The 246-nt window shown below is 68.7% G+C and carries 1 protein-coding gene; it reads right to left on the reverse strand.

From position 1 onward, the window contains the following. A partial coding sequence (locus Q4528_RS15310) for a hypothetical protein (RefSeq protein ID WP_303522560.1) occupies window positions 1–246 on the reverse strand: 246 nt, incomplete at both ends.

The following is a 246-nucleotide window of genomic DNA, read 5'->3' on the forward strand; positions in this document are numbered from 1 at the left end:
GTCGACGCCACACTCAGAGCCCCACGCTGCGCGAGGGCAAGCGTTTCTGGTAGCCCACGAACGCCGTCCAAGTAGGCAGAGAGCGCCTCGGGAGCGAGTCCGAGGCCCGCCGCCAGCGCTTCACGCGCGCCAACGGTCGTGAGTTTGTTCTTGCCGCTCTCGATCTTGGACACGGTCGGGGTATCGATCGACCGACCCGCCGCCGCGGCACGCTCGACCAGCCGGTCGCCCGTCAGGTTCAAGGCC

The sequence above is a fragment of the Staphylococcus pasteuri genome, assembly GCF_030547725.1.
In the GTDB taxonomy this organism is placed as follows: domain Bacteria; phylum Bacillota; class Bacilli; order Staphylococcales; family Staphylococcaceae; genus Staphylococcus; species Staphylococcus pasteuri.